Here is an 18,379-nt window from a genome sequence, read left to right as displayed (position 1 = left end):
TGCCACATGCCGTTCGAGCTGATCGTGCTGGGCAGCGCCAGCCCGTATCCGCGGCCCGGCGCGCAGTGCTCGGGGTACCTCGTGCGCGGCGACGGCGCGAACGTGTGGCTGGACGCCGGCCCCGGGACGCTCGCCGCGCTGCAGGAGCACATCGCGTTGACCGACGTCGACGCGATCTGGATCTCGCACCTGCACGCCGACCACGTCGCCGACCTGCTGCCGGCGGTGTACGCGCTGCTGTTCGCCGACCTGCGGCCGTCACGGCCGATCCCGCTGTACGGCCCGCCGGGCATCGGCGAGCGCCTCGGCGGCTTCCTCACCACCACCGCGCCGGCGCCGATCGGCGAGGCGTTCGCGGTGCACGAGCTGCACGACGGGCACCTCGCCGAGGCCGGCGGGCTGACGCTGGCCACGACGGCGGTGGAGCACGGCTTCCCGGCCTTCGGCGCCCGCGTCACGGACGGCGACCGGGTGCTGGCCTACTCCGGCGACACGGGACCGTGCGCGGCGCTCACCGAGCTGGCGAACGGCGCGGACCTGTTCCTGTGCGAAGCCGACGGGCCGGAGCCCTCACCGGTGCACTTGACGCCGGAGGACGCGGCCCGCGCGGCGCACGGTGCCGGCCGGCTCGTGCTGACCCACCTGGGCCCGTTCCTCACCGCGGAGGACGCCACCGCGCGCGCCTCGACCGTCCACTCGGGACAGGTCGAGGTCGCGACGGCGGGGCGTGTGTTCGCGGTTTAGAGGACGCCCTTCGTCGACGGGATGCCGCCCGCGCGCGGGTCAGGCTCCGTCGCCGCGCGCAACGCACGCGCCACCGCCTTGTACTCCGCCTCCGCGATGTGGTGCGGGTCGCGCCCGTGGATCACCCGGACGTGCAGCGCGATCTGCGCGTGGAACGCCAGCGAGTCGAACACGTGCCGCGTCAGCACGAACGGGTAGTTGCCGCCGATCGTGAACGCGTCGAACTGCTCCGGCTCGCCCACGTGCACGCAGTACGGGCGCCCCGACACGTCGATCGCCGCGTGCGCCAGGGTTTCGTCCATCGGGATCCACGCGTCGCCGAAGCGGCGGATGCCGCTCTTGTCGCCCAGGGCCTGGCGGATCGCCTGGCCCAGCACGATCGCCGTGTCCTCCACCGTGTGGTGCGCGTCGATGTGGACGTCGCCGGTCGCCTCGACCTTGAGGTCCAGGGAGCCGTGGACGCCGAACGCCGTCAGCATGTGGTCGTAGAACGGCACGCCGGTCGAGATCTCGACCTCGCCCGTGCCGTCGAGGTCCAGCTGCACGGAGATCGAGGACTCCTTGGTGGTCCGTTCGACCTTGCCGATGCGGGTCATCGCGAAACTTCCTTACTCGCCTCGAGGAAGGCGTCGTTCTCTTCCGGAGTGCCGATGCTGACGCGCAGGTGCCCTTCGATGCCGGAGTCGCGGATCAGCACGCCCTTGTCCAAATAGGACTGCCAGGCCGCGTGCGGGTCACTGAACCGTCCGAAGAGGACGAAGTTCGAATCGCTCGGCACGGGGTCGTAACCCAGGCCCGCCAACGCCTCCACGACGCGGTCGCGTTCGGCCGCCAGCTTGTGCACGCTGGCCAACGTGGCGTCCGCGTGGCGCAGCGCCGCCCGCGCGGCCGCCTGCGTCAGGCGCGACAGGTGGTACGGCAGCCGCACCAGCTGCAGCGCGTCGACGACCGCGGGTGCGGCGGCCAGGTAACCGAGCCGCCCGCCCGCGAACGCGAACGCCTTGCTCATCGTGCGCGACACGATGAGCCGCGCCGGGTAGTCGGCCAGCAGCCCGACCGCGCTCGGCTGCGGCGAAAACTCCGCGTACGCCTCGTCGACGACCACGATCCCGGTGGCCGCGTCCAGGATCGCACGCAGCTCGGAAACGGGGATCGAGCCGCCGGTCGGGTTGTTCGGGCTGGTGACGAACACGATGTCCGGCCGCTTCTCACGGATGAGCGACGCCGCCGCGGCCGTGTCGAGCGTGAAGTCGGGGCGGCGGGGCGCCGGGACCCACTCGGTGCGTGTGCCCGACGCGATGATCGGGTGCATCGAGTACGACGGCTCGAAACCGAGCGCGCTGCGCCCGGGACCGCCGAACGCCTGCAGGATCTGCTGCAGCACCTCGTTGGACCCGTTGGCGGCCCAGACGTTCGCCTCCGACAGCACCACCCGCGTCGACACGCTCAGGTAGTCGGCCAGGTCCTGGCGCAGCGCCACCGCGTCGCGATCCGGGTAGCGGTGCAGCTCGGCGGCCTCCGCGCGGACCGCCTCGGCGACGTCCGCGACCAGCTCGGGCGGCGGCGGGTACGGGTTCTCGTTGGTGTTGAGCCGGACCGGGACGTCCAGCTGCGGCGCGCCGTACGGGGTCTTGCCGCGCAGGTCGTCGCGCAGCGGCAGCGCGTCCAGGGTGACCTCTTCGCCGATGGTCATCGGGCCTCGCCTCCGAAGCGCGCGGCGACGGCCTCGCCGTGCGCGGGCAGGTCCTCGGCGTTGGCCAGCGCGACGACGCGCCCGGCGACCTCGCGCAGCGCGTCCTCGGTGTAGTCCACGACGTGGATGCCCTTGAGGAAGCTCTGCACGGACAGGCCCGAGGAGTGGCGGGCGAACCCGCCGGTGGGCAGGACGTGGTTGGAGCCGGCGCAGTAGTCGCCGAGCGACACCGGGGCGTACGCGCCGACGAAGATCGCGCCCGCGTTGCGGACCCGGGCGGCGACCGCGCGCGCGTCCGCCGTCTGGATCTCCAGGTGCTCGGCGGCGTAGGCGTCGACGACGCGCAGGCCGTCATCCACTGTGGACACCAGGATGACACCGGACTGCTTGCCGCCCAAGGCTTCGGCGACCCGCTCGCTGTGCTTGGTCGCGGCGACGCGGTTCACCAGGTCCTTGTCGACGGCGTCCGCGAGTTCGGCCGACGTCGTCACCAGAACGCTCGCGGCCAGCGGGTCGTGCTCGGCCTGGCTGACCAGGTCGGCGGCGACGTGCACCGGGTCGGCCGTCTCGTCGGCGAGGATCGCGATCTCGGTCGGGCCGGCCTCGGCGTCGATGCCGATCAGGCCGCGCAGGAGCCGCTTGGCCGCGGTGAGGTAGATGTTGCCCGGCCCGGTGACGATGTCGACCGGGACGAGCTCGGCGCCGTCGGTGTCCGTGCCGCCGTACGCGAGGAGCGCGACGGCCTGGGCGCCGCCGGCCGCCCACACCTCGTCGACGCCGAGGAGCTCGGCCGCGGCGAGGATGGTCGGGTGCGGCAGGCCGTCGAACGCGGCCTGCGGGGGCGAGCACACGACGAGGGAGCCGACGCCGGCGATCTGCGCCGGGACGACGTTCATCACCACGGTCGAGGGGTACACGGCCAGCCCGCCCGGGGCGTACAGCCCGACGCGCTCGACCGGCACCCACTTCTCGGTGACCGTGCCGCCGTCGACGACCGTGGTCGTGACGTCGGTGCGGCGCTGTTCGGCGTGCACCTTGCGGGCGCGAGCGATCGACTCCTCCAGGGCGGCGCGGACCTCCGGGTCGAGCGCGGCGAGGGCCTCGGTGAGCTTCGCGCGCGGCACCCGCACGGACGCGGGGCGGACCTTGTCGAACTTCTCGGTGTACTCGAGGACGGCTTCGACACCGCGGTCACGGACCGCCTCGACCACCGGCCGCACGTGATGCAGCGCCGCGTCCACGTCGTATTCGGCACGCGGCAGCGTGGCGCGCAGTTCGGCGGCGGTCGGGACCTGCCCGCGCAGGTCGGTGCGGTTCAACATGCCCCCAGGGTACGAGGTCACGCCGAGCGGGTTTTCAGCGATACTCCCTGGTGACGGTGGATCCCAGCATGCAGGAGGCAACGGTGGCGCGAATCGCGTTGTGCCAGGTCAACTCGGGTGACGAACCGGAGGAGAACCTGAAGCTGGTTCGCTCCGGGGTGGAGGCCGCGGTGGCGGGCGGCGCGCGGATCGTCGTGTTCCCCGAAGCGACGATGGCCCGGTTCGGCCGCCCGCTGGAGCCGGTCGCGGAGCCGCTGGACGGGCCGTGGGCGTCCGCGGTCGCCGCCCTGGCCGCCGAGCACGACGTCCTGATCGTCGCCGGGATGTTCACCCCGGCCGCCGGCCGGGTGCGCAACACGCTGCTGATCACCGGCGGCGGGCACCACCGCGGCTACGACAAGATCCACCTCTACGACGCGTTCGGCTTCGCCGAGTCCGACACGGTGGCACCCGGTGCCACATTGGCCACCTTCGAGCTGGACGGCGTCGTGTTCGGCGTCGCGACGTGCTACGACCTGCGGTTCCCGGAGCTGTTCCGGGCGCTGGCCGACGACGGCGCCGACGTCGTGCTGCTGCCGGCGTCCTGGGGCGCCGGCGAGGGCAAGCGCGAGCAGTGGGACGTGCTGGTGCGCGCGCGGGCGCTGGACTCGGGCTGCTGGGTGCTGGCCTGCGGCCAGGCCGACCCCGCCGCGACCGGCGTCACGGTGAACCCGAAGGCGCCGACGGGCATCGGGTACTCGACGGTGTCGGACGGCTTCGGCCGGATCGCGGCCCAAGCGGGCGCGGGGCCGGAGATGCTGCTGGTGGACGTCGACCCGGCGGTGTCGGCCAAGGCCCGCACGGCAACGGGAGCCCTGGCCAACCGCCGGCTCTGAACACGTGACTCGCGTGATCCGGGCCGGAACTCGCGTGATCGAAGCCGTGACTCGCGAGATCCGGCTTCGATCACGCGAGTCACGGCCTCAGTCACGCGAGTTACGGCTAGCGGAGCAGGCCTTCGCGGATCGCGACCCGCACGAAGCCCGCCCGCCGGCGTTCGCCCGTCTTGTCGCGGATCCGGTCCAGGTACGACCGGACCGTCCGGACGCTGATGTTGAGGATCTCCGCGACGTCGACGTCGCGCTCCCCCGCCGCCACCAGCCGGAGCACCTGCTTCTCCCGCTCCGACAGCACGATCTTCGGGCCCGCGTGCCGTTCTTCGCTGTCCTGGATGATCATCCCGGCCAGCGTCGGCGACACGTACGCGTTGTCGTCGGCGATCGTGCGGATCGCCCGCAGGAGCTCGTCGCCGTCGACGTCCTTCGACAGGAAGCCCTTCGCGCCCGCCTGCATCGCGCCGAGCACCTCCGGCTGTTCCGCGTGCGCGGACACCACCAGCACCTTGTGCCCCATCTGCCCCACTTCCAGGACCGCGGCCGCGTCCTGGACGCCCCGGAGCTTCAGGTCGAGGACCACGACGCTGCCCGCCGGCTGGTCCTGCACCGCGAACCGGGCCACCGAGTCGGCGACGGCGCCGAGCTCGATGTCCGGGGCTTCGGTGAGCACGCGGGTGAGCGCGTACCGGTAGAGCGGGTGGTCCTCGATGACCCCGACGTGGATCCGCCGCGGCGCCTTGGCCTGCCCCTGGTCGTCGTCGCTCATTTGCGGCCGCCGCGCCGCGGGCCGGAGCCGCCGATCAGGCCGCGCCGGATGGCTTCCTTGACCAGGCCCGGCCGCCGCCGTTCACCGGTCTTGTCGCGGATGCGGTCGAGATAACCCCGCACGGTCCGGACGCCGATGCCGAGGATCAGCGCGATGTCGACGTCGCGCTCCCCCGCCGCCACCAGCCGCAGCACCTGTTCCTCACGCGGCGACAGCTCCACGTCGGCCGAGACGGCCGGCCGGTCCGCGTTGTCCTTCATGATCATCCCGGCGACCACCGCGGAGACGTACGCTCCGCCCTCGGCGACCGTCTTGATCGCGATCAGCAACTCGTCCCCGTCGACGTCCTTGGAGAGGAAGCCGCGGGCCCCCGCGGCGATCGCCCCCAGCACGACTTCGGGTTCCGCCTGCGCGGAGACCACGAGCACGTGGTGCCCGAGCTCGCAGACCTCCAGGACCGCCGCCGCTCCCGCGACGCCGGGCAGCCCCAGGTCGAGCAGCACGACGCTGCCCGCGGGCTGCCGGTGCACGTGGAACCGCGCGACCGAGTCGACCACCGCGCCGAGCTCGACGAAATCCGCTTCGGCCAGCACCCGCTCGACGGAGACGCGGTACAGCGGGTGGTCCTCGACGACCGCGACCCGGACCCGCCCCGGGACCGGTACGTCACCTTCGGTCGAACGCTCTTCTGTCATTTGCACGACTTTCACCCCGTTCCACCCGACGGGGCCGGCCGACCGGCCGTGGCCGGGTCCAGCGCGGGGCCCATCGGCACCAATGCCAGCAAACTACCTGTGACCGGTGACTTGGCCACCCCTCCGTAGCCGAGCGAGGCCAATGCTTGCGCGTTCACCACCGGGTACTTCCGGCCCGTGTCGGTCACCAGGTACGTGGTGGCCGAGCCGGATTCGACGACGACGGCTCCCCCCGCCGGGGGTACGTACACCTCGTCCGCCACCCGTGCTTCGGTCCGGGTGGCGACCTGGATTGCTTTGGCGCCAGGGGAAAGCGGGAATTCGGCCGAAACGAGCAACCGGCTGCCCTGGATGCACAACGCGACGGAGTTGCCGGTGATCGGCGCCTTGCCCGGGATGCGGTCGGGGAAGGCCGCGGGGTCGGCCCCGCCGGCGCGGGGCGCGGCGACCTTCGGCGCGGCGGCGACGTCGGCCGCGCGGACGCCGACCGGCGCCGGGGTGCCGGGGTAGGCGGCCGCGTTGGCCCCCGTCGTCACCAGGAGGCTCGCCTCGGTCTGCCCGACCGGCTCGAGCCCGTCGCGGCGGACCAGGTAGTACGACGTCGCGGAGCCGGGCGCGGCCATCGCGTCCACGACGGAGAGGACCTCGCCGACGCGGGTGTCGCGGCCGCCCACCTCGGGTCCCCGGTCGCCGGCGCCGCCGACCGGCAGCGCGGTCAGGTCACGCCCGGCCGGGACGGTGTCGATCCACCGCGCGGACACCGCGATCGTCGGGTAGCTGTCGAACTGCAGCGCGGTCGCGGCCTCGTCGGACAGCTTGTAGCGGCGGCCGCCGGTGAGCAGGAACCGGTCGCCCCAGGGCAGCCGGACGATCACGCCCTGGTCGCGCGGCAGCTCGACCCCGGACGCCGGCGCCGAGAGCAGCACGGCGGTGCGCGGCTCGGCCGACGCGGGCGCGTCCTGGGTGGTGCGGCTGCAGCTCGTCCACGGCGCGGTCACGAGCGCACCGGTGGCGGGCACCGAGTCGGGCGCTCCCGGGATGCCGATCGAGGTGCCGCGGCCGGCGTTGCCGAGGTTCTCCGAGGAGACGGACACGGTCGCGTCGCCGTTGCCGCCGGCCAGCAGCCGCGCGGAGGCGTAGTTGAGGACCGGGTGCAGGACGCCGTCGGCCCCGAGCACGAACCGGGCGCCGGTGCCCTCCTCGACGATCACCTTGCCGCCGGCCAGCCAGTCTTTGCCACCGGAGGGGTTGAGCAGGCCGATGATCCCGAAGACGGCGGTGACGAGCAGCGCGGCCACGAGCCCCAGCACGGTGCCGAGGACGAGCCGGCGGCTGGGCGAGACGGGGTGGTTGGCGTCGGCCGCGACGAGTGCGGAAACGAGCCTGCGGCGGAGGAACTGGTACGCCTGGATCTGGTCCCGCTGCGTCCACACGCGCTGTGCCCCCGGCTGTGTGCGTCGTCCTCCCGAGTGCTCGAGGTTAAGCCGCGCCCGCGGGGGCGGCGAGGGTAATTTTTACGCCCACGCGGTATCCGGGTAACCAGTAGCGTCGCAGACCCGGGGAAAGGGGAGCCCGTGTCCGTCGAAACCGCCGGCGCCGTCCGCCCGGCACCGCCGCGGCCCGCGTCCACGCCGCTGCCCTGGCTGCTGCCGGTCCGGCCGCTGCAGGCCGCGCTGTGGGAGATCGCCGGGATCGCCGTGCTGCTCGCGTGGATGGTCGACGCCGTCTCGCCGCCGCTGCGGATCGGCGTCAGCGTGGCGGCCGGGCTCGTGGTGCTGCTGACGTCGGTGCGCTTCGCCGGGCGGCACCTGGCGGGCTGGGCCCTGACCTGGACGGCGTTCCGGCTGCGGCGCCACGACACGCGCCGCGACAACCCCGATCCGCTGCTGAGCGTGGCCGGGCCGGTGAAGGTGCGCCAGCACGTCGACCGCGCGGGCAACCGCTTCGGCGTCGCCGAGGTCGACGGCGGGTGGAGCGCCCTGGTGCGGCTGACGCAGGGGCCGGAAGCGCCGGGCCCGCTGGTGGAGGCGTTGCGCACGGCGTATCGACGGACCGACGTTCCTCTCGCGTCGGCGCAGCTGCTGACGTGGGCCATCCCGCGCGGCGAGCAGGTGCTGCGGGTCCGCTGGCTGGCGGTCCGCTACCGGCCGGACCTGGCCCCGATCGCGGCGCTGGCCCGTGGTGGCGGCGACCTCGGGGCGTTGCGGAGCACGGCGTCGGCGGCGTTGAGCCTGATGGGGGCGCTGGCCGAGGCGGGGTATCAGAGCACCGTGCTGGAGGCCGGAGAGCTGGCGAAGGAGCTTCGGGTGGCGTTGGGGGTCCAGGGGGCCGCTTCCGGCTCCCCCGACCGGTGGCGCTCGTGGACGTGGGGGGATGCGGCGCAGGTGTGCTTCACGCCGCGGTCGTCCCGGGCGGTGGATTTCTCGGTGCCGGGAGCGGCTTTCACGGCGACTTCGTACACGCTGACCCGGACCGCGGGTGGGCGGGAGAAGGCCGAAGTGACGGTGCGGGTGGGGGCTCGGCCGGGATCCCCGGTGCCGGCGCCGGGCGGGGCGATCCCGCTGCACGGCCGGCACGGCGCCTCGGTGCGGCAGACTCTCCCGCTGGCTTTGGATTCCTGAAGCGACATGAACGACTCTTTCATGTCATCTGGTGGCATGAAAGAGTCGTTCATGTCGTCTCGGAGACCGGAAACTCAGCCGCGGACGGCTTCGTACACCCCCGCGATCATGCCCACGAACGGCACCAGCGAAAGCAGCACCAGGAACTCCGAAACGTCCAGAAGCCTTGACCAGTAAGGCGAACGCAGCCCGCGCGCGACCCGCGACGCGTACGCCAGGCACACCACCGCCGCCAGCACGACCGCGCAGCCCGCCGCGAAGACCACCGTGCGGTTGCCCGATGCCACCAGCCACACCCCGGCGCACACCAGCGAGAGAACGCCGAACCCGACCAAAACCAGACGCTGGACGCGGCCCGCGTACGAGCGGGACCGCAGGATCCACGCCACGCCGAGCAGGGCCGCCAGGCCCGCGTCCCACGGCCCGCCCGCGGACAGCACCACCGACGACGCCAGCACCACCAGGCCCAGGCCCACCAGCAAGCCCGTCAGCACGGCCTGCGCCCGGGACGTCCGGCCGATCATCTCGGTCCCCAGCGACGGCTGCTCGTCCGCGCGGAACGCCGCCATGTCGTCCGGCACCCGGGGCAGCGGCAGCCGGGCCAGGCGCAGCGACAGCATCGGGGCCACCGCCGCCAAAGCCGTGCACAGCACCGCGACCACCGCCGCGGCCGCCACCGGCTTGACGCCCGCCAGCAGCACCACGCCCGTCGTGATCGCGCCGAAGCCCGCCGCGCCCGTGATCGCCACGAACCACGGCAGCCGGTCGGCCACCGAGACCGCCGCCAAGACTCCGTACACCGTCACCGCCGCCAGCCCCGCCGCCAGCGGACCGGCCGACAGCGAGAACAGCGGGTGCGGCGGCAGGATCGACATCCCGGCCAGCAGCGCCACGCCGACCCCGGCGACGGCTCCGGCCGCACCGGCTTCGGCGTCTCCGTACGCACGGCTCAGCGCGCCGCCGCCGAGGAGCAGCACCAGCGCCAGGAGCCCGGTCCCGATCGGCGCCAGCACGCTGCCGGACGCCGCCGCCTGCACCAGCAGCCCGCCGGCCAGCAGCAGCACCACCGCGGCCACCAGCCCGGACCGCCGCGCGACCGACGGGCCCCAGCCACCGGCGGAGTCGGCGACGCTCGCGATCGAGTCGATGACGTCGTCGAACAGCAGCGGACCCCGCGGGCGTTCCCGCGGGGTCAGGTGGAGCACTTCGCCGTCCCGGATCTGGGCCGCCGCGACGCTCAGGCCGAGGGCCAGTGGCGCGCCGCCGAGCCGGGAGAGCACCCAGCCCGGATGCTCGGCCGACGCCTGCCCGGACGCGCCGGCCAGCCGGACCAGCTGCGGCACCAGCTCGGCGAACGTCGACTGCTGCGGCAGCGCGACGTCCACCCGGGCCCTCGGCGTGACCACCGTGACCCGGCGGGTCGTGCCCGTCAAAGCGGCGGCGGTCATCAGACGTTCTTCGCGGCCGAGATCACCGGAGCGAACTTCGCGTTCGACGCCTCGGCGAGCTTCGAGAGCCCCGCGTTCACGGCCTCGAGGACGATCTCCGAGAGGTTCCGGGCGTCGTACTCGCGGATCGCGCGGGGGTCGATGTCGATCGAGGTGAAGCGGCCGTCGCCGCGGAGGGTGACGGTGACCTCGTTCTGCCGCGAGTGCGCCTTGACCTCCATCGCCTCGACCGTGCGCTGGATCCGCTGGACCTCTTCGGTCTGCTTGCGCACCTGTGCCAGCAGCTCGTCCATGTCCGGCACCGCGTACGGATCGGTCACTGTTGCATCCCTTCGTGCTGGCGGACGCGGACACTGCCCACGAACCGCTGGAAACCGGGTGAGAGCCGCCGCGCGGTCGCGGGCGCGGCCGTGCAGGCGAGCTCGAGCACCAGCCGGTCCGCCGGCGTGGGGCCGGGAACCGTCAGGTGCACCTGGGTCTGGATCAGCTCGTCGCCTTCGCCGGTGCGCAGGCGCAGCAGCTGCATGACGCCGGGCGCGACCGGGGCGCCGACGTCGCGGCGGCTCAGCACTTCGAGCCCGGCCAGCGTGCGCGAGAGCCGTTCGACGGCTTCGGCGGCGATGGCGTCGATCGACGTCTCGTCCGGTCGCTGCTGGACGCTGACCGTGATGTTCGGGACGAACTCGCCCGGCGAACCGTCGTGCACGGCGACGAACACCGCGCCCGAGTCGCCCGGGTCGACGGCGGTCCAGCCGTCCGGGATGACGAAGTCCAGGGGAAGGGTCATCACAGCCCCACGTACGAAACTGCGTCGTCCCAAGCGGATCCGACGGCATCGGCGGCATCGTGCGCCGCGGTCCCGACGTAGTCCGCGGCCGCGCCACCGTACTCACCGATGGTGTGGCCGAGCTTCGGCAGGTCGATGTCGATCTTCGCGCCGACCCCGGCGCCGAGGCCGAGTGCCGCCCCCGCCTTGAAGTTGACCTTGAGGTGCCCCGCGTCGTAGACGGCCTGGGCGTCGAGCTGCGCGCCGATGCCGTACTGCAGCGTGCCGTTCGCGCCGACGCCGACCCCGGCGACGTCCGCGGCGACCTCGCCCTCGATCTTGCCGCCGGCGAAGACGTTCGCGTGCGCGCCCACGCCGTGCGCGCCGATGGTGCCGGACGCGCTGGCCTCGCCACCGGCGAACACCGTGCCCTTGGCGTGCGCTCCAGCGACGCCCCAGTCACCCTTGAGCTCGGCCTCTTCCTTCACCGCGGCCAGCTCGGTGTGCCCGGACGCGCCGACGTCCCAGCCCTTCGACGTGATCTTCCCGTCGTACTCCGGGGTGAGCCCGTCCTGCTCGTGCTTGAACTTGTAGTAGGTGATCTCGGTGTTGTTGCCCAGCTTGTCCTTGAGGCTCTCGGGCTTCGGCTGGCCGAACGGCGTGTCCGCCTTCTTCGGCGCGCGAGTGCCCTCCAGGCCGTCCCAGGTGAGCTTCTTCCAGCCCGAGTTCTTGAACCACGACGGCGCGTCCCGCGGCCGCTTGCGCCCGTCGAGCGGGCTGCCGTTGAGCCAGCCCAGCGGACCGAGGGTCTTCTTGCCCAGCTTGTACTCCAGCCGCTGGGTGCCCTCGGGCGGGAACAGCTCGGCGAGCGCCTCGGAGAACTCGTCGACGACCTGGCGGGCAGCCTGGACGCTCTGCTCCCCCAGCTGCCGCGCGGCCTGGATGAACGCGCCGACCGAGGCGGAGTTCACCGCTCGGGCCTGCGCGGTCAGCTGCTGGGCGTACTGGTCGAACTGCGCGAGGACCGAGTCGACGGCCGCCTTCGCCGACTGCACCAGCTGGGCCGCCGTCGAAAGCCGTTTCGCCTGGTCGTCGAGCTTCGTGGCGGCCTCGGTGAGCTCCTTGCCGAGCTCGCCGGCGGCCGTCGCGAACGCGGTGTAGGCGTCGCCGTCCCAGTCCGCGTGCAGCGTCTTGGCGGACTCGTCGATCTCCTTCGCCTTGCCCGAGACCGTCGAAGCCTGGGTGGCGACGCGCTGCGACGCGGCACTCAGCGCACCAGGGTCACCGGTGACCCGTCTCTGGCACTCGACCAGGACCTGCCGGTAGCCGGACAGCACGGAGCTGACCACCCCCGACGCGTCGACGACCCCCGAGCCCGCCATCGGCTAGTTCCCCGCCGCGTCGTAGCCGACGTGCTGGCTGAAGTGCTTGCCGTCGAAGTCCAGGTCGATGTCGAGGTCGAAGTCCTGACCACCCGGAGCCTCCACAGTGGACTCCCCGGTGGTGAGGTTGGTGTGGATGACGACCTCGTCGGCACCCCCCGCCGAAGGCGCGGGAGCCGGGGCGGGCTGGGTGACCGGCGCCGGCTGCGTCGGCACGGTGGCGCCGTTCTGCTGCGCCGGGTCCACGGCGATCCAGCTGTTCGACGGGTCGAGGGCGGTGCCGTTGCCGGTCACCGGCGTGGTCGCCCCGCCGGTGCCGGTGCTGGAACCGCCGCCGGTGGCGAGCGCGGGCGGGGTGTAGTCGGTGAACGAAGGCTGCTGCGGGATCCCCCCGCCGCTCCCGCCCGCCAACGCCTGCTGCCCGGCCGGGCTTGCCACCGACGGCGGGGCCTGGGGCGCCGTGACCGGGGTGTTCCCGATCGACGGCGTCGTCGCGCCCGACGTGCCGGTGTCGTGGTGGAAGAGCTTCTCGATCGCGCCGATGACCTGCGCGAGCTGCGTGACCTGCTGGGCGAGGTCACCCGCGCCGAGCGCCTTGAGCAGCGCGCCGATCGAGGTGATGAACGCCCGCAGCGACGCGCTCGTCGCGGTCGACAAAGCAACCGCCGCGCCGTAGGTCCACGGGTTCGACATCAGCGAGGCGACCGTCGGGTTCACCGCGGCCACCACCGAGCGGTAGGCCTGCTGCGCCGTCTTGATCAGCGTGCCGGACACCCCGAGCAGCTCGGCGCCCTTCTGGACGACGTTGATGATCGTCTCGAGCTGCTTCAGGGAGTCGCCGATCTTCTTCAGCGCCGACTCGCTCGCCGCGCCCGACCAGATCTTGCCGAGCTGGTCGGCGGCCTTGGTGAGCTCGGTGTACATGCTCAGGAACTGCTCGGCCTTCTTGATCAGGTCGACCACGTGCTGCGCGATCTGCTCCGGCTGGCCGGTGACGATCTGCGGCAGGATGGTGATCGGCCCGCCCGAGGACGAGGTCGCGTCCATCGCGCTGGAGTTCGGGAAAGTCAGCATCGGACCTCACAAGGTTCTGTAGTGCCAGACAGGACGATCAGACGACGGAGGCGGGCCGGTAGACGCTGACCTTCGCCAGGCCGCCGATGCGGGCGTCGAGGAGCCCGTGGTTGTACAGGCGGCCGCCGTCGCCGGCGACGCCGATGACCGGCTGGCGGTCGGAGAACAGCAGCGGCTCGACGACCACGACGTCCCCGCTGTGCACGCCGCCGGGAACGTCGGAGAAGGTGCGCGCCGTGCCGGCGTAGACCTCGATGAGCCCGACCCGCGCCTGGTTGTCGGCGTCGCCGGCCAGCCAGTCGTTGAAGTCGGCGACACCGTGGAAGCGCGTGTCGGTGATCGGGTGGTCCCCGAGCCGGCCGAGCTGCGCGTCCCCCAGGTAGCGCAGCACGTTCCCGACCGACGACGGCTCACCGTGGGCGCCCGCGCTGTCGTTGATCGCCAGGGTGGCGAGCTCCGAAGCGTGCGAGCTCCCCCAGATCGACGACGTGGGCGTCGTGGACCCGTCGTGCCCCCCGCCGTAGCCGGCGGCCGCGGCCCGGTCCGCCGCCTGGTAGGCGTCGGCACTGGCCTTGACCAGCCCGTTGACCTGCTGCAGCAGCTGCAGGAGCGTGCGGACGGCGGTGACCTGGCTGGAGTGCAGGGCGGCGTTCGCGGCGGCGACCGCACTGCCGAAGCCCGCGAACGACATCGGCTGCACGACGAGCCGTTCGAGGTCGGCCACGGCGTTGATGCCGTGGGCGATGATGCCGCCGACGTTTCCGACGGACGAGCGCATCGCCTCGGGCTCAGCCCGGTACTCGCCGGCCATGGCTCTCCTTCCGCGGGTGGCTGCTCGGCAGAGCGTAAGTTCGGCCCCGGAAGCGGGCGGACGGCAAAAGTACCCACCGCGGTGTGTCGGTAAGTGGCCAAAATACCGGTCAGAGCCACCTCGATCCGCTGGAGCATTACCTCATGAGCCTCTCGCCAGAGCGCCCGACCGAGATCGTGCTGCAGTCGCCGCCGATGCTCCCGAAGAGCTCGTCCGGCGGGATGATGCAGCTGATGATGTTCCTGCCGATGATGCTCGGCATGGGCGCGATGTCGTTCGTCTACATCGGACGCGACGGCGGCGTGATGACGTACATCTTCGGCGCGCTGTTCATCTGCGCCATGGGTGGCATGGTCGTGATGTCCCTGGGCCGCGGCGGCATGGCGAAGAAGGCGCAGATCAACGACGAGCGCCGCGACTACCAGCGCTATCTGTCCGGCTTGCGGGCCCAGGTCCGGGACATCGCCGACGGCCAGCGCGCCGCGATGGTCGCCGTCCAGCCCGACCCCGCCGACCTCTGGGCCTACGTCGAGAGCGGGAAGCTGTGGGACCGGCGGCGCACCGACGGCCAGTTCGCGCAGGTGCGCGCGGGCACCGGTCCGCAGCGGCTGGCGACACCGCTGAAAGCGCCGCAGACCGTGCCGCTGGAGGACCTGGACCCGGTGTCCTCCACCAGCCTCAAGTACTTCATCCGCACCTACTCGACGGTCGACGGCCTGCCGGTGGCGCTGTCGCTGCGGTCGTTCGCCGCGGTCACCCTGGCCGGGCGGCGCCCGGACGTGCTCGGCCTGGTGCGGGCGCTGCTGTGCCAGCTCGTCACCTTCCACTCCCCCTCGGACCTGCGGGTCGCGCTGTGCGTGCCGGCGGACCGGCAGCACGACTGGGAATGGGCGAAGTGGCTGCCGCACGCGACCGCGGCCGGCGCGACCGACGCCGTCGGCTCCCGGCGCCTGGCCGCCGATTCGGTGGCCGGCTTGGCCGAGCTGCTCGGCGCGGACCTCGGCGAACGCCCGGCGTTCAGCCGGCGCGCGGCGGCCGAGCTCGACCTGCCGCACCTGATCGTCGTCGTCGACGGCGGCAACGCCCACGGCGAGCCCCGGCTGATCGGTGAGGACGGCCGGCTCGGCGTCACCGTGCTCGAGATCGGGCAGGAACACCCGCGGACGTACTCGACCGAGCGGCTGCTGAGCCTGCACACCGACCGCGACTCCCTGGGCATGGTCGTCGGCGACGCCACCGAGCAGAGGCTCGGGTTCCTCGGCCGCCCGGACCTCCTCGACCGCGGCGCCGCCGAAGCGCTGGCCCGGATGCTGACGCCACTGCACACACCGGCCGCCATCGTCGGCGAGAAGCCGATGTCGGCGACGTTCGGGCTGTCCGGGCTGCTCGGCATCGGCGACCCGCGCGACACCGACACCACCGTGACGTGGGCGCCGCGCGCGGCGCGCGACCGGCTGCGGATCCCGCTGGGCATCAACCCGGAGGGCCGGCCGGTGGAACTGGACCTCAAGGAGTCGGCCGAGGGCGGGATGGGCCCGCACGGCCTGGTCATCGGCGCGACCGGGTCCGGCAAGAGCGAGCTGCTGCGGACGCTGGTGACGGCGCTGGCCGTGATGCACTCGTCGGAGACGCTGAACCTGGCGCTGATCGACTTCAAGGGCGGCGCGACCTTCGCCGGGATGACCGGGCTGCCGCACACCTGCGCCGTCATCACGAACCTGTCCGACGACCTCGCGCTGGTCGACCGCATGGCCGACGCGCTCAACGGCGAGCTGCTGCGGCGTCAGGAGCTCCTGCACGCGGCCGGGAACTACGCGTCGGTGCGCGACTACGAGAAGGCGCGCGCGGACGGCGCGGCGCTCGACCCGCTGCCGTCGCTGCTGGTGATCATCGACGAGTTCAGCGAGCTGCTGTCCGCCCGGCCGGAGTTCATCGACCTGTTCGTCGCGATCGGGCGGCTCGGGCGCTCGCTCGGCATCCACCTGCTGCTGGCGTCGCAGCGGCTCGAGGAAGGCCGGCTGCGCGGACTCGATTCGCATCTGTCGTACCGGATCGGCCTGCGGACGTTCTCGGCGTCGGAAAGCCGGACCGTGCTGGGCGTCGCCGACGCCTACCACCTGCCGCCGGTGCCGGGGTCGGCGTACCTCAAGTCCGACACCGACACGCTCATCCGGCTCAAGGCCGCGTACGTCTCCGGGGAGCTGCCGCCGCGCAGCACGGTCGTGCGCGAGGACGGGCAGGAGCTCGGCGTCCTGCCGTTCTCCCTGGCCGCGGTGGAGATCCCGGTGACGACCGAGATCTCGGAAGCCCCGGCCGCGCCGGACGGCACCGGCGAGACGATCATCCACGCGATGCTGTCGCGCCTGGAGGGCCGCGGGCCGGCCGCGCACCAGATCTGGCTGCCGCCGCTGAACGAGCCGCCGACGCTCGAACAGCTCCTGCCGCCGCTGGGCGAGGACGCCGCGCGCGGCCTGTCCCCGCTCGGCTGGGGCGGCAACGGCAAGCTGACGATCCCGGTGGCGCTGGTGGACAAGCCGTTCGAGCAGCGCCGGGACATGCTGTGGGCCGACTTCTCCGGCGCGGGCGGGCACGCGCTGATCGTCGGCGCCCCGCAGAGCGGCAAGTCGACGCTGATGAAGGACATCGCGGGCATGCTCGCGCTGACCCACACCCCGGCCGAGGTGCAGCTGTTCGTGCTGGACATGGGCGGCGGCGCGCTGGCCCCGATCGCCGGCCTGCCGCACACGTCCGGCTACGCCACCCGCCGCGACGCGCAGCGCTGCCGCCGGGTCGTCGCCGAGCTGACGACGCTGCTCGAACAGCGCGAGGAGTTCTTCTCCGCCAACGGGATCGAGTCCATCACGACGTTCCGCCAGCGCCGCGCGGAGTTCATCGAGAGCACCGACGGGCGCGAGTTCGGCGACGTGTTCCTGTTCGTGGACAACTGGACCACGATCCGCCAGGAGTACGAGCAGCTGGAGGAGCAGATCACCGGGCTGGCCGCGCGCGGGCTCGGGTTCGGCATCCACGTGATCGTCTCGCTCAACCAGTGGATCGGCGTCCGCGCGCAGCTGCGCGACGCGATCGGCACGCGCTTCGAGCTGCGCCTCGGCGACCCGATGGACTCCTCAATCGACCGCAAGGTCGCGGTGAACGTCCCGGCCGACCGCCCCGGGCGCGGCATCACGGCGGAGAAGCTGCACTTCCTCGCGGCACTCCCCCGCATCGACGGCGACCAGCGCCCGGAGACGGCCGGCGCGGGCGGCGTCGACCTCGTGCGCCGGATTTCGGAGGCCTGGAAGGGACCGCGCGCGCCCCAGGTCCGGCTGCTGCCGCCCGAGGTGCCGCTGGACACGCTGCCGCCGGCGCCTTCTCGCCAGGTCACTTTGGGTATCGCGGAATCGACGTTGCGGCCGGTGTACCTGGACTTCGCGGCGGACCCGCACTTCGTGGCCTTCGGCGACGTCGAGTCCGGCAAGTCTTCGCTGCTGCGTGCGGTGGCTCAGGGCATCACGTCGGCGTACACCCCGGACGAGGCGGCGATCATCGTCGCGGACTACCGCCGCGGCCTGCTCGGCGCGGTGCCGGAGGCGCACCTGCTGGGCTACGCCGGCGCCGAGGGCAAGCTCACAGAGCTGGTCACCGAGTGCGCTCAGGCCATGCGCAACCGGCTGCCTGGTCCCTCGGTGACGCCGGAGCAGCTTCGCAACCGCTCTTGGTGGCGGGGGCCGGAGCTTTTCGTCCTCGTGGACGACTACGAGCTGGTGGCCACCGTGGGGCGGAATCCGTTGCAGCCGTTGCTTGAGTTCCTTCCGCAGGCTCGGGACATCGGTTTGCACGTGATCATCGTTCGGGGTTCCGGTGGGGCTGGGCGGGCCTTGTTCGAGCCTGTTCTGCAGCGGCTGCGGGAGCTGGGGTCGCCGGGTCTCATCATGTCGGGTACCAAGGATGAGGGCGCGTTGCTGGCGGATGTGAAGCCTTCGCCGCAGCCGCCTGGGCGGGGGACTCTTGTTTCGCGGCGGCATGGGACTGGGCTTGTTCAGGTCGCTTGGACTAAGCCTGTTGATTCATAAGGGTTTTACTGATGCGGCTTCGCCGGGGCGTGGGAAATCGGCGCTTCGTGTTGTTGCTTGCCGCTCGGTGCGGGAGCGCCGATTCCCCACGCAACGGTGCCCCTGCCGC

General features: G+C 72.6%; 16 protein-coding genes. 4 read left to right on the top strand and 12 right to left on the bottom strand.

The window, feature by feature from the left end; all coding sequences use genetic code 11:
• The first annotated feature begins 6 nt into the window (after nt 1–6).
• Complete coding sequence (locus AB0C38_RS42995) at nt 7–744, top strand: MBL fold metallo-hydrolase (protein WP_360685034.1); 738 nt, start codon at nt 7–9, stop codon at nt 742–744.
• Here AB0C38_RS42995 and hisB read toward each other — a convergent pair.
• The 3 genes from hisB to hisD are packed head-to-tail and all read right to left on the bottom strand — an operon-like array spanning nt 741 to nt 3,759.
• Nucleotides 741–1,340, bottom strand: coding sequence for an imidazoleglycerol-phosphate dehydratase HisB (gene hisB / locus AB0C38_RS42990; RefSeq protein ID WP_360685031.1), 600 nt, complete (start codon nt 1,338–1,340; stop codon nt 741–743). The genes AB0C38_RS42995 and hisB overlap by 4 nt on opposite strands.
• Entirely contained in the window at nt 1,337–2,437 is a 1,101-nt protein-coding gene (locus AB0C38_RS42985; RefSeq protein WP_360685028.1) for a histidinol-phosphate transaminase, read from the bottom strand. Before AB0C38_RS42985 ends, hisB begins: the two co-directional genes overlap by 4 nt.
• On the bottom strand, nt 2,434–3,759 hold the full coding sequence (gene hisD, locus AB0C38_RS42980) for a histidinol dehydrogenase (protein WP_360685025.1): 1,326 nt from the start codon (nt 3,757–3,759) through the stop codon (nt 2,434–2,436). Before hisD ends, AB0C38_RS42985 begins: the two co-directional genes overlap by 4 nt.
• An 83-nt stretch (nt 3,760–3,842) precedes the next feature.
• On the opposite strand from hisD, the gene AB0C38_RS42975 reads away from it, so the two are divergent.
• Nucleotides 3,843–4,634, top strand: coding sequence for a carbon-nitrogen hydrolase family protein (locus AB0C38_RS42975; RefSeq protein ID WP_360685203.1), 792 nt, complete (start codon nt 3,843–3,845; stop codon nt 4,632–4,634).
• 106 nt (nt 4,635–4,740) lie between these two features.
• Here the strand turns inward: AB0C38_RS42975 and AB0C38_RS42970 are convergent, their stop codons facing one another.
• From AB0C38_RS42970 to eccB, 3 genes are read right to left on the bottom strand one after another with little or no spacing between them, the layout of a single operon-like run.
• Nucleotides 4,741–5,400 carry a response regulator transcription factor gene (locus AB0C38_RS42970; protein ID WP_360685022.1) on the bottom strand — a complete coding sequence of 220 codons (660 nt, stop codon included), beginning with the start codon at nt 5,398–5,400 and terminating at the stop codon, nt 4,741–4,743.
• On the bottom strand, nt 5,397–6,095 hold the full coding sequence (locus tag AB0C38_RS42965) for a response regulator transcription factor (protein ID WP_360685020.1): 699 nt from the start codon (nt 6,093–6,095) through the stop codon (nt 5,397–5,399). The genes AB0C38_RS42970 and AB0C38_RS42965 overlap by 4 nt, the downstream gene beginning before the upstream one ends.
• A gap of 11 nt (nt 6,096–6,106) precedes the next feature.
• Entirely contained in the window at nt 6,107–7,528 is a 1,422-nt protein-coding gene (gene eccB / locus AB0C38_RS42960; protein WP_360685017.1) for a type VII secretion protein EccB, read from the bottom strand.
• 141 nt (nt 7,529–7,669) lie between these two features.
• Between eccB and AB0C38_RS42955 the strand changes: the two genes are divergently transcribed.
• Nucleotides 7,670–8,716 (top strand): type VII secretion protein EccE, encoded by a 1,047-nt coding sequence (locus tag AB0C38_RS42955; RefSeq protein ID WP_360685014.1) that lies wholly within the window; start codon nt 7,670–7,672, stop codon nt 8,714–8,716.
• A gap of 74 nt (nt 8,717–8,790) precedes the next feature.
• Here AB0C38_RS42955 and eccD read toward each other — a convergent pair whose 3' ends face one another.
• Genes eccD through AB0C38_RS42925 form a run of 6 tightly spaced genes read right to left on the bottom strand, consistent with a single transcriptional unit; the run spans nt 8,791 to nt 14,197 of the window.
• Complete coding sequence (gene eccD, locus AB0C38_RS42950; RefSeq protein WP_360685011.1) at nt 8,791–10,164, bottom strand: type VII secretion integral membrane protein EccD; 1,374 nt, start codon at nt 10,162–10,164, stop codon at nt 8,791–8,793.
• Nucleotides 10,164–10,484: a YbaB/EbfC family nucleoid-associated protein gene (locus tag AB0C38_RS42945; RefSeq protein ID WP_284740983.1), complete on the bottom strand. Its 321-nt coding sequence runs from the start codon at nt 10,482–10,484 to the stop codon at nt 10,164–10,166. Before AB0C38_RS42945 ends, eccD begins: the two co-directional genes overlap by 1 nt.
• On the bottom strand, nt 10,481–10,951 hold the full coding sequence (locus AB0C38_RS42940) for a hypothetical protein (RefSeq protein WP_360685008.1): 471 nt from the start codon (nt 10,949–10,951) through the stop codon (nt 10,481–10,483). The genes AB0C38_RS42945 and AB0C38_RS42940 overlap by 4 nt, the downstream gene beginning before the upstream one ends.
• Nucleotides 10,951–12,312, bottom strand: coding sequence for a WXG100 family type VII secretion target (locus AB0C38_RS42935; protein WP_360685005.1), 1,362 nt, complete (start codon nt 12,310–12,312; stop codon nt 10,951–10,953). The genes AB0C38_RS42940 and AB0C38_RS42935 overlap by 1 nt, the downstream gene beginning before the upstream one ends.
• A 3-nt stretch (nt 12,313–12,315) precedes the next feature.
• Complete coding sequence (locus tag AB0C38_RS42930) at nt 12,316–13,386, bottom strand: hypothetical protein (RefSeq protein ID WP_360685002.1); 1,071 nt, start codon at nt 13,384–13,386, stop codon at nt 12,316–12,318.
• 37 nt (nt 13,387–13,423) lie between these two features.
• Nucleotides 13,424–14,197: a WXG100 family type VII secretion target gene (locus tag AB0C38_RS42925; protein WP_360684999.1), complete on the bottom strand. Its 774-nt coding sequence runs from the start codon at nt 14,195–14,197 to the stop codon at nt 13,424–13,426.
• A gap of 143 nt (nt 14,198–14,340) precedes the next feature.
• Between AB0C38_RS42925 and eccCa the strand changes: the two genes are divergently transcribed.
• A complete protein-coding gene (gene eccCa / locus AB0C38_RS42920; protein WP_360684996.1) occupies nt 14,341–18,270 on the top strand; it encodes a type VII secretion protein EccCa in 3,930 nt (1,309 codons plus the stop codon).
• The last annotated feature ends 109 nt before the right edge of the window (nt 18,271–18,379 follow it).

The sequence above is a fragment of the Amycolatopsis sp. NPDC048633 genome, from assembly GCF_040650695.1.
Taxonomy (GTDB): domain Bacteria; phylum Actinomycetota; class Actinomycetes; order Mycobacteriales; family Pseudonocardiaceae; genus Amycolatopsis.
The sequence above is the reverse complement of the archived record's forward strand: the minus strand, read 5'-3'. Positions and strand labels throughout refer to the sequence as shown.